The 12,507-nt window shown below is 70.8% G+C and carries 19 protein-coding genes; 12 read left to right on the top strand and 7 right to left on the bottom strand.

Translation table 11 applies throughout. The annotated features are described in order from the left end of the window. From UO65_RS22690 to UO65_RS22685, 3 genes are all read left to right on the top strand, one after another. On the top strand, window positions 1–672 hold the full coding sequence (locus UO65_RS22690) for a GntR family transcriptional regulator (RefSeq protein WP_035286089.1): 672 nt from the start codon (window positions 1–3) through the stop codon (window positions 670–672). A gap of 137 nt (window positions 673–809) precedes the next feature. Then, a complete protein-coding gene (locus tag UO65_RS36905; protein ID WP_161784496.1) occupies window positions 810–953 on the top strand; it encodes a hypothetical protein in 144 nt (47 codons plus the stop codon). Window positions 954–1,148: 195 nt separating this feature from the next. Further along, window positions 1,149–1,598 carry a helix-turn-helix domain-containing protein gene (locus UO65_RS22685; protein WP_035286088.1) on the top strand — a complete coding sequence of 150 codons (450 nt, stop codon included), beginning with the start codon at window positions 1,149–1,151 and terminating at the stop codon, window positions 1,596–1,598. A 5-nt stretch (window positions 1,599–1,603) separates the two neighbouring features. On the opposite strand, the gene UO65_RS22680 is transcribed toward UO65_RS22685, so the two are convergent. The 3 genes from UO65_RS22680 to UO65_RS22670 form a co-directional block, all read right to left on the bottom strand. Beyond that, on the bottom strand, window positions 1,604–1,858 hold the full coding sequence (locus UO65_RS22680; RefSeq protein WP_035286087.1) for a hypothetical protein: 255 nt from the start codon (window positions 1,856–1,858) through the stop codon (window positions 1,604–1,606). A 149-nt stretch (window positions 1,859–2,007) separates the two neighbouring features. Beyond that, a complete protein-coding gene (locus tag UO65_RS22675) occupies window positions 2,008–3,093 on the bottom strand; it encodes an LCP family protein (RefSeq protein ID WP_052021602.1) in 1,086 nt (361 codons plus the stop codon). Then, entirely contained in the window at window positions 3,090–3,596 is a 507-nt protein-coding gene (locus tag UO65_RS22670; RefSeq protein ID WP_035286086.1) for a SigE family RNA polymerase sigma factor, read from the bottom strand. Before UO65_RS22670 ends, UO65_RS22675 begins: the two co-directional genes overlap by 4 nt. A 142-nt stretch (window positions 3,597–3,738) precedes the next feature. Between UO65_RS22670 and UO65_RS22665 the strand changes: the two genes are divergently transcribed. After that, window positions 3,739–4,908, top strand: a complete 1,170-nt coding sequence (locus tag UO65_RS22665; RefSeq protein ID WP_035286085.1) for an MFS transporter — start codon at window positions 3,739–3,741, stop codon at window positions 4,906–4,908. Here UO65_RS22665 and UO65_RS22660 read toward each other — a convergent pair. Beyond that, window positions 4,862–5,236 (bottom strand): very short patch repair endonuclease, encoded by a 375-nt coding sequence (locus tag UO65_RS22660; protein ID WP_052021614.1) that lies wholly within the window; start codon window positions 5,234–5,236, stop codon window positions 4,862–4,864. The genes UO65_RS22665 and UO65_RS22660 overlap by 47 nt on opposite strands. Window positions 5,237–5,428: 192 nt before the next feature. Between UO65_RS22660 and UO65_RS22655 the strand changes: the two genes are divergently transcribed. The 6 genes from UO65_RS22655 (at window position 5,429) to UO65_RS34855 (ending at window position 10,438) form a co-directional block, all read left to right on the top strand. Further along, a complete protein-coding gene (locus tag UO65_RS22655) occupies window positions 5,429–7,156 on the top strand; it encodes a trypsin-like serine protease (RefSeq protein WP_035286084.1) in 1,728 nt (575 codons plus the stop codon). A 140-nt stretch (window positions 7,157–7,296) separates the two neighbouring features. Beyond that, complete coding sequence (locus UO65_RS33560; protein ID WP_152552213.1) at window positions 7,297–7,626, top strand: hypothetical protein; 330 nt, start codon at window positions 7,297–7,299, stop codon at window positions 7,624–7,626. Then, window positions 7,623–8,894, top strand: a complete 1,272-nt coding sequence (locus UO65_RS33555) for a hypothetical protein (RefSeq protein ID WP_052021598.1) — start codon at window positions 7,623–7,625, stop codon at window positions 8,892–8,894. Before UO65_RS33560 ends, UO65_RS33555 begins: the two co-directional genes overlap by 4 nt. Next, window positions 8,891–9,361 carry a hypothetical protein gene (locus tag UO65_RS22640; RefSeq protein WP_052021596.1) on the top strand — a complete coding sequence of 157 codons (471 nt, stop codon included), beginning with the start codon at window positions 8,891–8,893 and terminating at the stop codon, window positions 9,359–9,361. Before UO65_RS33555 ends, UO65_RS22640 begins: the two co-directional genes overlap by 4 nt. Window positions 9,362–9,482: 121 nt before the next feature. Beyond that, complete coding sequence (locus tag UO65_RS22635; RefSeq protein ID WP_035286083.1) at window positions 9,483–9,872, top strand: hypothetical protein; 390 nt, start codon at window positions 9,483–9,485, stop codon at window positions 9,870–9,872. Next, a complete protein-coding gene (locus UO65_RS34855; RefSeq protein ID WP_084176131.1) occupies window positions 9,869–10,438 on the top strand; it encodes a DUF3558 domain-containing protein in 570 nt (189 codons plus the stop codon). Before UO65_RS22635 ends, UO65_RS34855 begins: the two co-directional genes overlap by 4 nt. A gap of 43 nt (window positions 10,439–10,481) precedes the next feature. Here UO65_RS34855 and UO65_RS34850 read toward each other — a convergent pair whose 3' ends face one another. Next, the gene (locus UO65_RS34850; RefSeq protein WP_084176142.1) at window positions 10,482–10,637 is read right to left on the bottom strand and encodes a DUF397 domain-containing protein; all 156 of its coding nucleotides are present in this window, start codon (window positions 10,635–10,637) and stop codon (window positions 10,482–10,484) included. Between the two features lie 26 nt (window positions 10,638–10,663). Next, window positions 10,664–10,915, bottom strand: coding sequence for a hypothetical protein (locus UO65_RS36065; protein ID WP_152552212.1), 252 nt, complete (start codon window positions 10,913–10,915; stop codon window positions 10,664–10,666). A 62-nt stretch (window positions 10,916–10,977) separates the two neighbouring features. Between UO65_RS36065 and UO65_RS37515 the strand changes: the two genes are divergently transcribed. After that, the gene (locus UO65_RS37515; RefSeq protein WP_200873434.1) at window positions 10,978–11,265 is read left to right on the top strand and encodes a hypothetical protein; all 288 of its coding nucleotides are present in this window, start codon (window positions 10,978–10,980) and stop codon (window positions 11,263–11,265) included. On the opposite strand, the gene UO65_RS39035 is transcribed toward UO65_RS37515, so the two are convergent. Beyond that, on the bottom strand, window positions 11,178–11,477 hold the full coding sequence (locus UO65_RS39035; RefSeq protein ID WP_084176128.1) for a NucA/NucB deoxyribonuclease domain-containing protein: 300 nt from the start codon (window positions 11,475–11,477) through the stop codon (window positions 11,178–11,180). The two genes, UO65_RS37515 and UO65_RS39035, sit on opposite strands and share 88 nt — an antisense overlap. On the opposite strand from UO65_RS39035, the gene UO65_RS22620 reads away from it, so the two are divergent. Further along, window positions 11,476–12,237: a hypothetical protein gene (locus UO65_RS22620; protein ID WP_035286080.1), complete on the top strand. Its 762-nt coding sequence runs from the start codon at window positions 11,476–11,478 to the stop codon at window positions 12,235–12,237. The genes UO65_RS39035 and UO65_RS22620 overlap by 2 nt on opposite strands. The last annotated feature ends 270 nt before the right edge of the window (window positions 12,238–12,507 follow it).

The raw sequence follows: 12,507 nt of genomic DNA, 5'->3' as shown, positions 1-12,507 counted from the left end.
GTGACCGATTCCCTGCGCGACCAGGTGTACCTGCGGCTGCGGGAGGAGGTGCTGAGCACCCGCTGGTCGGTCGCGGACCGGTTCACCGAACCCAAGCTGGCCCGCGCCCTCGGGGTCTCCCGGACCCCCGTCCGCGAGGCCCTGACCCGCCTCATGGCCGACGGCCTGGTGCGGCGCCAGGACTACGGCTACTCGATCGTCGTCCCGGACGCGCCCGGCGTCCGGGACCTGTACGAGGTCCGCATCGCGGTGGAACTGCGCGGCATCACCCGGTCCGTGGAGAACCCCACCGTCCGCCACGACCGGGCGGCGCTGGAGGCCGAACTGGAGCACTGGTACGCCCTCCGCGCCGCCCCACCGCCCCCGACCCCCGACTTCGTCCTGGAGGACGAGCGCTACCACGCCACCCTCCTCGCGGCGTCGGGCAACGAGGCGCTGGTGGAGACCCTGGTGGGGGTGAACCGGCGCATCCGGCACGTGCGGATGTACGACTTCACCGTCGAGGGCCGCATCGAGACGTCCATCGCCGAACACATCGAGATCATGGAACGCGTCCACGCGGCGGACCTGGAGAAGGCACTGGCGCTGCTGCACGAGCACATGGGCGCCACCCTGCGGGTGCTGGTCGAACGCGCGGGCCGCGCACTGGCCGCCCGGCACACGACCACCTGACCGCTCACCGACGGTTTCCCACCGCTTTTCGCAACCGACGGGACACCGCCGACCGAATTCGGTTATCGATGGACAACGGCCGAGAAGGAAACCGCGCCGTTGTTTCACCGAATCACCATTCGAGTCGAAGGAGTCCTGTGACTGACGTCCGCACGCACTGCCTGACCACGCTGGCCAAGGTGGCCCGCGCAGGGTGGCCGACCACGCTGCGAATGGCCCTGCTGATGGTCACTTTTGCTGCGGTTCTGGCCGCCGCGGCCACGGTGCTGCCCACTTTCTGACAATCCCCGGAAGCCCGCCGTACATCACGTGCGGCGGGCTTCCGTTTGCCCGGCGACGGTCTCAACCATGAAACAACCGTTCACCGATCGCAGAACACCGACCGTTGCGGCAATAGTATAGCAATACCTGGCAATACTTGGCTTTCAGAGTTTTGCCGCCTTCCCCCTCGGCGCCGGTAAGAGATCATCCGTGGCATGACCGGCCGACCGGATGTGGCGAAACTCCAGGCGTTCGGCCGCAGCCTGGAAGAATGGAGGCTGGCCAGAACGCTGTCGCACGCCGAGGCGGCCGAAGCGGCGGACATCTCCAAGACCACCTGGCAGAACATCGAGCGCGGCGGCCGCCGCTACAACGGCACCCAGTCCTTCCCACTGGCGAAGAACATCGTCAAAGCGGGCCGGGCGATGGGCCTCCCCCGGGAGGAGATCCTCGCGCTGGCCGGCTACACCCCCCGCCCCCTCCCGGCGGTGACGCAGACGCCGTCCGCGCTGCGCCAGCAAGCACTCGACCTGGTCACCCACATGCCGGAGGAGAACCTGCCCATGACCGTGGGGGCGCTGCGGAGCCTGGCGGAGGCGAAGCCCGTGCTCAGCCCGCTCAACACCGAGGTCCAGCGGGCGGAACCGGAACACGAGGACGACTGACCGGGCTAGCCGGGCCTGCCCCGGTCCCTGCGCGCGTCGAACAGCGCGTCGTCGAGCATCCCCCGCTCCAGGGTGGCGTCCATCTCCCCCAGCGGGTAGACCCGCCCCCGCCTGGTGAGAGCCCGGCCGTCCTCGCGGACCTCGTAGGTGCGGAACACGACCACCGCGTGGGTCAGCACCCGGCCCGCGGGCAGCTCACCCTCTTGCGCCAGGAACGCCCGCAGTACAGCACCCACCGCACCGTGCTCGACCTCCGACACCGCGCGCCCCTCTCCAGTAGGTTCCGACAAGTCCACCACGGGGGACTGTCAGAAACCGCTGCGCGCCAAGAGGGTTGTGGACAAGCGCAGTGCGCCCCACAACGCGAGAGGCCCCGACCACCCCCAGTGGCCGGGACCTCCTCACGCCTTCAGTTGACGCACTGGCGAGTGCTCCCCGTGGGCACTTCCGGTTCAGAGCTGAGCGAAGCGGCGTTCGGTGACGACTGCCGCACCGCGAACTGCTGCTCGGTGAACTGCTTGACCGCGGCCGGGTCCACCTCCAGCGCCGAACCGCTGTTCGGGGTGTCCACCTCGCCGACGACGGGGATGGTGGCGGTGACCAGGGGGGTGCCGCCGACGAGGGTGGCCGCGAAGGCGAGCAGGTCCCAGCCCGGGTCGGTGCGGACGGTGCGGTTCACCGCGTCCACCAGGGCCGCCAGGTCGTTCAGGTTCGTGAGGGTGCCGTCGGTCAGGAGCTTGGCGGAGAGGTTGCGGAGGAACACCTGGGCCCTGGCGACGCGGTCGAGGTCGCCGTTGGGGAGGCCGCGGCGTTGGCGCAGGAAGGCGAGGGCGCTCTGACCGGTCAGGGTGGTGGGGCCCGCCTGGAAGTCGGCGCCGGAGTAGGGGTCCTCGGTGGCGTGGTTGAGGCAGACCTCGACGCCGCCGAGGGTGTCGGCAAGGGCGGCGAAACCCGCCATGTCGGCGATGGCGACGTGGTCGGCGCGGACGCCGGTGAGGTTTTCGACGGTGGCGACCAGGCCGTCGCGGCCCGCGGCGGCGGCGGTCCGGTCGTCGGCGCCGCCTTCCTTCGCCTGGGTGTAGAGGGTGTTGTAGGAGTGGCTGAGCTTCTTGTTCCCCGCGCCCGGGACCGCGGTGTACGAGTCGCGCGGCAGGGAGACCCCGCGCAGGGAGCCGTCGTCGCCCACCCGGACCAGGACGACGGTGTCGAGGTAGCCGTTCGCGTCGCTGCCCGCGAGGAGGACGTTCTGGGCCCGGCGGGGCGGGGGCGGCTGGGTGGCGACGTGGTCGGCGGTGCCCGCGTTGTCGCCCCGCAGCAGTGACGGCAGGACCACCGCGCCCGCCACGACGGCGACCACGGCGGCGGCGATGACCGCGAACCTGGGCCAGGTGCGGTGGTGGCCCCCGCGCAGCCGGGCGAGCACCGCCTCGGGGTGCGCCGCCTGGTCGGCTTCGGCGGCGATGGCCTGGCGGATCAGGGATTCGTGCTCGGTCATCGCAGGGCCTCCGATGCGGTCGCGGTGGTGTCGGCGCGGAGAGTGGACAGGGCGTGGGAGAGGTGGCTGCGGGCGGTGCCCTCGGTGCAACCGAGGACGTGCGCGATCTGGGCCGTGGTGCAGTCCTCGTAGTAGCGCAGGACCACCGCCGCGCGCTGCCTGCGCGGGAGGGCCGCTATCCGGGCTCGCATGGCGTCGCGCTCCACGTAGTCGTGGGCGAAGTCGCCGACCGGCGGGGAGGCCGCTTCCAGGGCGGCGCGGGTGGCGGTGATGTCCCGGGCGGCTCTGCGCCTGCGCCAGGACAGGTACTCGTTGGTGACCATCTTCTTGACGTAGAGGTACGAGGCCTCCATGTCGCCGATGCGCGACCACTTGCGCTGCGCCCTGAGCAGCACCTCCTGCACGATGTCCTGGGCCAGGTGCCGGTCGCAGGTCATCGCGGTCGCGTAGCGCAGCAAGCGGTCCAGCCGTTCCGCCACGAACTGGTCGAAGCTTTCGCGCACCGTGGCCCCCCTTCCGCTGAAGTGTCGAGTGCGTCCGGGGAACACCGCGGGAGTGCCGGAACGTTGAAGCCACTCGCCGTGATCCCGGTCACGTCGAGTATTCGGTTGCCGCCCCCAGTCTCCCCCGGTGACACTGGCGGCGATGACCGGGCGGCTGGTGTTCGTGCTGGCGCTGACCTGCGGGATCACCGTCGGCAACCTGTACTTCCCGCAGGTCGTGAGCCCGTTGGTCGCCTCCGGGCTCGGGGTGGCACCCACGGCTGCCGCACTGGTGGTGACGGTGGCCCAGCTCGGGTACGCGGTCGGGGTCTTCTTCCTGGTGCCGCTGGGCGACCGGGTGCCGTACCGGACCCTGGTCGTGGCGCTGCTCGGGCTGACCTCGGTGTTCCTGCTGGTGGCGGGCACCGCCACCGCGCTCCCCGCGCTGGTCGTCGGCGGCGGCCTGGCCGGGGTGACGACGGTGGCGGCACCGCTGGTCGCGCCCATGGTGGCCGGGATGGTCGTCCCGGAGCGGCGCGGGGCGGTGACCGGCACGGTGCTCAGCGGGTCGATCGGCGGGATGCTGCTGTCCCGGGCGTTCGGCGGGGTGCTCGGCGAGGGGTTGGGGTGGCGAGCGCCCTACCTGCTGGCGGCGGGGCTGTGCGCGGTCGCCGCGGTCGTGCTGGCGCGGCTGCTGCCGTCGTCGGCGGCGCCGTCGCGGCAGCGGTACCCGGCGCTGGTGGCGGAGTCGGTGCGGTTGCTGTGGGCGGAGGCGGCGCTGCGGCGGTCGTGCCTCAACCAGGCGTGCGTGTTCGGGGGGTTCTCGGCGGTGTGGACCGCCGTGGCGCTCCTGCTGACCGGCGGGCGCTACGGGTTGGACGCGCGGGCGGTGGGAGCGTTGGCGCTGGTCAACGCGGTGACGATGCTGTGCACGCCGGTCGCGGGGCGGTTCGCCGACCGGCGGGGGCCGGACGTGGTGAACGCGGTGTGCTTCGGCGCGGTGCTGGTGGCCGCGGCGGTCCTCGCGCTGGGCGCGCTGGGCGGGGCCGTGGGGTTGGGCGCGCTGGTGGTGGGGACGCTGCTGCTGGACGTGGCCATGCAGTCGGGCATGGTGGCCAACCAGGTGCGGATCTTCGCGCTGGGCCCCGAGGTCCGCAGCAGGCTCAACACGGCCTACATGACCTGCGCCTTCCTCAGCGGCGCGGCGGGTTCGTGGGCGGCGACGGCACTGCCGGGCTGGCCATGGGTGTGCACGCTGGTGGCCACCCTGGCCGCGGTCGCCTGGCTCAGCGCCGCTCGGCGACGAGGTCGCGCACCCGCCGGGCGGCGCTGAGCGGGTCCTCGTGCTCCCACACCCGCACGACCGCCCACCCGTCGTCGGCGAGCTTGCGGTCTGTGTCGCGGTCGCGGGACCGGTTGGTCTCGATCTTCGAGCGCCAGAAGTCGGCGTTGTTCTTCGGCCAGGTCACGTGCTCCGGGCAGCCGTGCCAGAAGCACCCGTCGACGAACACCGCCACCTTCACCGGGCCGAACACCACGTCGGCCTCCCGGCGGACCGCGCGCACCGGCCGCCGGTGCACCCGGTAGCGCAAACCCAGGGCGTGCAGCTCTTTCCGCAGCGCGATCTCGGTCCCCGTGTCCCGTGAGCGCTGCTTGCTCATCCGCCCCCGGACCGCGTCCGTCGTCTCCAAGGAACCCACGGCCACATCATCCTCTTGCGGCTGGGGATTAAGACCCGTACCCCTACGGATGCCTGCCCTGATTGTTCCTCCCGCCGCACCGCCCGACAGTGGCCGCAGTGAACGCCGCCCTCCCTGCCTTGGGCGCGTGTTCCGGACCGAAAGGAATCCACTGTGAGACGAACTGGTGTGGTGTGGGGGCTGGCGGCGGCCGTGGTCGCCGGGGTCGTGATTCCCGGGGTGGCGGCTGCGGGGGCGCCCGCAGGCGCGGCGACCTACGAGGGCAGTGTCGTCCCCACGGGGGGTGGGCCGGGAGCGCTGTTCTTCAACGGGCAGGACGCCACGGTCGCCGAGTTTCCCGGTGTCATCGCGGGTCTCCGGGCGGGTGGCACCCGGCCCGAGGGACAGACGTGCACCGGGACGGTCGTGGCACCGCGCAAGGTTCTGATCGCCGCCCACTGCGCCGACGCCACGGGGACCAAGACGTTCGTCTACGGCCTCGACGACCTGCGGGACGCGGGTGGGCTCCAGGTGGACGTGGTGGAGTACAAGAAGCACCCAAGCTACGTCAACTTCGACCAGGGCTACGACGTCGCCGTGGTGACCGTGGACCGCGACATCGCGCTCAAGGGCGGCGCGGCCTACCCGGCCGTCGCCACCTCGGCCGACGCGGGGATCGCCGCGCCGGGCAAGAGCGGCGTCGGCTACGGGTACGGCAAGAAGGACTTCGACGACAACACCGCTGACGTCACCCTGGACAAGGCCACCCTGCCGATCGTCGACGGCGCCCGGGTGTGCACCGGGGTCGGCGCGGGCTTCCAGGCCGCCACGATGACCTGCGCGGGTTACAACGACGGCCGCGTCACCATCCTCCCCGGTGACAGCGGTGGGCCCCTGGTCGTCGACGGCAAGATCGTCGGTGTGGCGAGCTGGAGCCGTTCGGACTTCAAGTGGTACAGCGTCTACGGCCGCTTGGACAACACCATGGGCGACTGGGTCAAGTCGCAGATCGGCAGCACGGCGGGCCTGACGGTCAGCCCCACCGGCGGCACGGTGGCGGTGGGCAACCACGTCTCGGCCACGGTCACCTCCAGCACCGCGGGCACGCTGACCGCCACCGGCCTCCCGGCGGGCGTCAAGGCGACGTTCCAGCCCACGTCGATCACGGCGGGTGGAACGGCCAAGGTCACCTTCGAGGCGACCACCGCGGCCACCTCCGGCACCTCGGACATCACCGTGTCGGCGGGCGGCTCGTCGGCGCGGTACGCGCTGACCGTGACCGGGGGCGGCAGCCAGCCCACCTTCACCCTGACGGCCTCTCCGACGGCGCTGACCGTCGTCGGGGGCAAGTACGCCTCCACCGCGATCACCAGCAACGCCACGGAGAACCTGACCCTGTCGGCCACCGGCCTCCCCGCGGGCGTCAAGGCCACCTTCCAGCCCACCACCCTCCCCGCGGGCGGCTCCGCGAAGCTGACCCTGGAGGCCACCACCACCGCGGCACCGGGCACCGCCACCATCACGGTGACCGGCACCAACGCGGCCGGAAAGTCCGCCACGGCAACAGTTTCCCTGACCGTCGAGGGCAGCACGGGTGGCGTCGTCGTCACGGCGAGCCCGTCCTCGGGCGGCGGCAACCAGGGCAGCCTGGTGCAGACGTCCATCCGGGCGAGCGGCGGCACGGGCAACCTCACCCTGACCACGTCGGGCGTCCCCACGGGCACGCAGGTGCAGCTCAACCCGGCCGTGGTCGGCCAGGGCGGCACGAGCACGGTGTGGTTCTTCACCAGCCTGAACACCCCGGTGGGCACCTACCCGATCACCGTCAAGGCCACCTCGGCCGACGGCAAGACCGGCACAACCACCTTCACGCTGACCGTCACCCCGTTCGGCGTCCGCTGACGGCAGACCGCTGAAGCCGGCCGCGAACCGGGCACGGAGGGGTGCCCGGCTCGCGGCCGGTCCGGGAGCTCCATCCGAGTGATTCGCAGGCGAAGGCAGGACAGCTTTCGCCTGCCCCCTTATCCTCGCCTCACGCACCCGTGGGGGGGACAGTGGACGGCTACGAGGTCGACATCGAGGGCCTGCGCAAGGCAGCGAGAGCGGCGAGCTCCGCTGGGGAACAAGCCGGTCAGATCGGGCTGGGAGAAGCGGTGGCGCCGGCCGCGGAGGCCATGCCGGGCTCGGCGTCCGCGGGGCAGGCCCAAGCCCTGGCCACCGCGTGGGGCGAGCGGCTGCGCGGCTGGTCGACGGACATCACCGCGTTCGGCGGCAACCTCGCCACCTCGGCCGAGGGCTACCAGAAGGACGAGTCGGCCGCGGCGGAGGACTTCGACATCCTGGGCGGCATCCTCGGCAGGTTGGGCGGATGACCAGCTACGCCGACGTGCGCTCGTGGAACGCCGACGCCCTGGAGGGGGTCGCGCAGGCCGTACGCGGCCGCAAGGAGCAGATCCTGGGCTTGCAGGACGAGCTGGACATGTCGTTCGGCCCGCTGTTCTGGCACGGGGAGAACGCCACCAACGCGCGGGGCGCGCTCAGCGGGTTGCGCGATCGCGCCGAGCACATCGTCGCCGAGGCCGCCCACGTGCAGAAGGCGTTGCAGGACGCCGCCGACGCCGTGGACGACCTGCGCCGCCAAGTCGAGGAGCTGGAGACCACCGCCCGGGCCAACCGGTTCACCATCGGTCCGGATGGTTCGATCCGCGACGACGACCCCTCGACCGACCCGGACCGCCCGCGCACCGCCCAGCTCCTCGCCGAGGGCGTCGGCCGGGTGCTGGGGATCGCGGGCGAGGTCGACTCCCGCCTCGTCGCGGCCCTGACCGCCGCCGCGGGCGGCAACGTCGATGACCACGGGGCCACCACCCTCGCCGACGCCGATGTCACCACCACGGCCGACGGCAAGTACCACACCGGCCCACCGGAGAAGCCGACCTTCACGTTCGACGAGGACTTCGCCTACGACTCCGCGGACTCCGAACTCTCCGACCACCTCGCGAAGGCGAAGTGGCTGGCCCAGTTGCGCGGCGCCCAAGCGCTCGGCCTCATGCCCGACGCAACGGAGATGTACGAGCACTACTGGGACAACACCGGTGCGCCGAAGGAGTGGGACTACGAGAAGGCGTACCGGGAGGACTCCGGTATCCGCCAGGGGGTGGACTCGGAAGTCACCCGCGCTGCCCGGGCCGCGGAGGAGCTGATCCGCTCCGGCCGCACCGACTTCTCGATGACCGGTGCCCCCACCGGCGCGGAGCCCTACCCGAAGACCGAGAACTGGCAGAAGGCCGTCGGCGGCTACCAGATCTGGAGCCACGGCAACGTCAAGGTCGAGGGCAACAGGGTCACCATGGTCGTCACCGTCGAGGGCCAGGACCGCTACAACTTCAACCGGGGCCAGTCCGACATCGCCACCGGGGCCTCCGACAACGGCAACGGCCGCTTCACCGAAATAGGATGGGCCAAGCCGTTCGACACCCACGGCAGCATGACCAAGACCATCACCTGGGAGCTCGGCCACCCACCCACGGGCCTCACCGACGACCCCGCCCCCGACGACGGCACGGTCCGCGGCACCGACCGCGACCGCGGCCCGACACCGGACAACCCCCGGGAACCCGGAAGGAACCGCGCACGGTGACCCCCACCGCCCGCCGACTCACCGCGGCAGCCTTCGTGCTGCTGACCACGACCGCCTGCGGCAGCACCCAGCCGGAGAAGGGAACCACCATGCCCTCCAAGTCGGGCACCGGCGAACTCCGCACCGACCTCGACCCCCTCACCAAGCGCTTCCCGCTGCTCACCCAGGCGGAGACGGCGCAGTGGATGTCCGGCACCCTCGGCGACGACCGCGTCCCCGGCCCCTCCACGTACTGGATCGACGCGATCGTCACCCTCCCCCGGGCGACGGTCGCCGAGATCAGCGAGGGCGCCCGGGAAGGCGCCGCCACACCCGAGGTCGTCGAGGGCCTCCGAGATCGCCTCCCCGAAGGCCCCTTCCTGACCGGCGAATCCCTCGACGACGCCTTCACCGGCAAGGGCTGGTCCGCCACCGCCTACCTGGCCAAGGACACCAACACGGTCGTCCTCGTGACCGTGGGCCAGTAGGCGACGCCCGCTGGCGTCGTGCTCGCCGAGGGCGCCTCGACTCCATTTCGATCCCTGAGACACTTCACTTCCGTGCTCTGTACTGTCACTCCGGGGATACAGCTCAGCTGGGGAGACGAGCATGGACAACATGAACGCCGCATCGATGCAGGCCATCGGCGCTTCGATGAACGCATTCGCCGGGGCAGCGGCGGCAGGCCAGTTCGCCGTCAACGAGCACGGCGGCAAGGCAATCTTGGACGCGATCAAGAAAATGGCCGACTGGATCGAGGGGCAGGAGTTCGACTTGGCGCAGCTCGAGCAGGAGCCGCTGCTGGGATCGAGCAACGCTGCTCAAGTCATGAAACCGTTCATGGTGCAGGTGGCGACCGATGCCAACGGCTTCATCACCCAGCTCATGGCTTTCAAGGACACTCTTCGCCAAGCCGATCAGGCGATCCGCTTGGCTATGGAAAACTACCGCGAGGTCGATCAAGAGGTCGCCAGTGCGTTCACGGTGGCGGGAGAGTGACAGTGGGCCGGTTCGGCGCGTGGCCGTTGGCGGTGGCGGTGGGGCTCGCGGTTTTGGCCGGGTGCTCCACCGAGACGCCAGGGCAACCTCTTCCCGGTGAAACGACGTCGGCCGGATCAGCGGACGCCTCACCCCCACCTCGATCGACTTCAACGGCAGGAGGCGGCGAGTCGCTCGAAGGCGTTGATCCGTGCGGGTTGTTCACCGACTCGATCAAGGCCAGGCTGGGGATCACGGGGAGCGGAACGCCCAACTCGGCGCCCTCCAGCGAGGCGTGCCGGTGGAAGGTCGACAAGGGAACCGTCGCCGACAGTTACACCATCGGGGTGGTCGTGTTTCCGAAACTGGGACTGGACGAGGTGGTGTCCACCGGTGAGAAGACGCCGGTGCAGGTCGCCGATCGGCGGGCGATTCAGTCGCTTCGGGCTGCGGGGAGTGTGTGCGCGATCTCCGTGGAGGTGACGGCCACCTCGCGGGTTGATGTTCAGATCACGGGTGATGACGCCACGGCGCTGTGCCCGAAGGCGTTGGAAGCGGCGGAACTGATCGAGCCTGCACTGCCGTGAACACCCGGTGCCCCCGCTGTTGGGCGGGGGCACCGGGTGTTGGCTAGCGGGCGAGCTTGGTGATCAGCTCGCGCACGGCGTCGCGGGACACCGGCAGTGACACACCGGGTCGCTTGCTGTCCCGGACGGCCGAGAGGTCTTGCCGCAGCTCGACACAGTCGCCAGCGTTGCCCGAACGGGACGACTTGCGCCACTCCATGATCACAACCTTTTCGTTGGTCGGGGTCAGTTGATCGTGCCGTCCTGCCAACCGTGCCAGATTTTTCGGCCTCGCGGTGGGGTCTTCTGGCCTCGTGGCCACAACTGGAGTCGGTATGAGTCCATGCCTTCGGTGCCTGCGGCGGCCTCGGTGTAGCCGCGACCCGAGACGCGGGCGCGGTATGCGCCGGGAGGGACGTCGCAGGGGATCGGGTCGCGGCCGCCGGAGCCCTCGAACCACAACCGGCCGTTCGGTGCGTCGAGGTCGATGTCGACCACGTGGTCCCATCGGTCGTCGTCGGGGGCGGTTCGTGTGGCCAGACTTCGACTCGCATGGGGGCGTGGGAGTTCCACTGGGCCGGGCTCACGAGATCGGCCAGGCCATCGGACTGGCCGACGAAACGACCGGACTGCCGTGCTTCGTCCAGTGCGTGGAAGATGGCGTTGTTGTCGGGGTTGTCAGCCCAGGGAGCCTCGCCGTAGATGTAGACCTGGCCGTGGTTGATCTCGACGGTCAGGTCGACCGCGCTGTTCGGTTGGCTCATCCGCAGGTCTGGTCCTTTGCGGTGTCTGCCCCCTGGAACGGGCCGGATGCGATCTGGTCCGGGTGGATGATGACCACCGGGTAGTCATCCCCGTCCTTGATCTTCGACGCACGGTATCGGGTGGCCAGGGTGCCGCCTTGGCACTGGTTCTCCCGCGCTGGGACCTCCTGCTCTTGAGCACCGGCGCCACCCTGCCGGGTACCCGCGAAGGGGAATTCGTCGCACTGGCCGCCGTGCGGTCTGGGGAAGCCGGCCCACGGGAAGGCTTGTGGCGTAACGGCTACGCTACCCGGCATGATCGAGGAGATGGTGCTGGACTGGGCGACCGGTGCCGACGAGCTGGTCGATGAATTCCTCGATGCGCTGGGCGACGGCGAGGTCGTAGAGCTGAACGTCGACACCAGCGGTTTCTGCGACGAGGTGGCCCCCGAGGACGACAACCGGGTGCGAGCGGCGCTCGCCGCCCCGGGCCAGGCCGGGTACGCGGTGGTCCGCCACGGGCGGGAGCACTTCGTGATCGTGGCGCACGCCGTGGGCGCGGTGATCGGCAGGGTGCCGCAGCGGACCCACTTCTTCGGCCGAGCAGGCGTCCCGGGCAGCGGGGCGGAACACGCGGCGGGTGACGACGCGACCCTGTGCGGGGCGGAGACGTTCACCCACTACCGCTCCCCCTTCTCCCCCTACTCGCCGAGCGCGTGCTCGCGGTGCCGGGACGAGGTCTTGGCTGTGTTCGGGCTCCCCGACCCGCCCGGCCCGGTCGCCGAGGTGGTCGCGGGAACGCCGCCGGGACCGCTGCGGGACACCCTGTCGGAAATCCTGTCCGAGGGCGCCCGCACGTCGGGTTGGAGCGAACTCACGGCCGACGACCGCGAGGCCGCCCGACTCGACGACCTGGTCGAGGGCAGGGCAGCCGCCACCGCCCTGTCGTTGGCCCACCGGGCGGTGGCCACAGCACGCGTCGAGGACCCGAACGGCGACTTCCTGGTCCTCGTCTCCCGCCACGACACCGTACTGGCCCGTCACGCGACCGGAGGTGGCTGGGACCCGACCCGGTGAGGGCTGTTCGGGCGCGGCGTGTCGGCACGTCGAGGGTTTGACCACCCAGCCCATGGGCTTCGAGCGTGTTCACGACTTCCGTCGAGGTGACAGCCACCTCGCGGGTTGATGCCCAGACCACGACCGAAGGCACCACGGCGACGTGCCCGGATGCGTCGGGAGCGGTGGAGTCGGTCGAGCCCGAGCTGCCCCTAACCTGCGGTGCCCCCGCTGTAAGGCGGGGGCACCGGAGGGGGCTAGCGGGCGAGCTTGGTGATCAGCTCGCGCACG

Origin of the sequence: Actinokineospora spheciospongiae, assembly GCF_000564855.1 — a bacterium.
Classification (GTDB): Bacteria; Actinomycetota; Actinomycetes; order Mycobacteriales; family Pseudonocardiaceae; genus Actinokineospora; species Actinokineospora spheciospongiae.
This window is presented reverse-complemented; position numbering and strand designations above follow the sequence as displayed.

Excerpts from the sequence above, each read along its gene's own strand:
- UO65_RS22685 (WP_035286088.1), top strand. The coding sequence starts at position 1,149 with ATGACCGGCCGACCGGATGTGGCGAAACTCCAGGCGTTCGGCCGCAGC.
- UO65_RS22675 (WP_052021602.1), bottom strand. The coding sequence starts at position 3,093 with ATGACCGAGCACGAATCCCTGATCCGCCAGGCCATCGCCGCCGAAGCC.
- UO65_RS22665 (WP_035286085.1), top strand. The coding sequence starts at position 3,739 with ATGACCGGGCGGCTGGTGTTCGTGCTGGCGCTGACCTGCGGGATCACC.
- UO65_RS22660 (WP_052021614.1), bottom strand. The coding sequence starts at position 5,236 with ATGAGCAAGCAGCGCTCACGGGACACGGGGACCGAGATCGCGCTGCGG.
- UO65_RS33555 (WP_052021598.1), top strand. The coding sequence starts at position 7,623 with ATGACCAGCTACGCCGACGTGCGCTCGTGGAACGCCGACGCCCTGGAG.
- UO65_RS22635 (WP_035286083.1), top strand. The coding sequence starts at position 9,483 with ATGGACAACATGAACGCCGCATCGATGCAGGCCATCGGCGCTTCGATG.
- UO65_RS34850 (WP_084176142.1), bottom strand. The coding sequence starts at position 10,637 with ATGGAGTGGCGCAAGTCGTCCCGTTCGGGCAACGCTGGCGACTGTGTC.
- UO65_RS22620 (WP_035286080.1), top strand. The coding sequence starts at position 11,476 with ATGATCGAGGAGATGGTGCTGGACTGGGCGACCGGTGCCGACGAGCTG.
- UO65_RS39035 (WP_084176128.1), bottom strand. The coding sequence starts at position 11,477 with ATGCCGGGTAGCGTAGCCGTTACGCCACAAGCCTTCCCGTGGGCCGGC.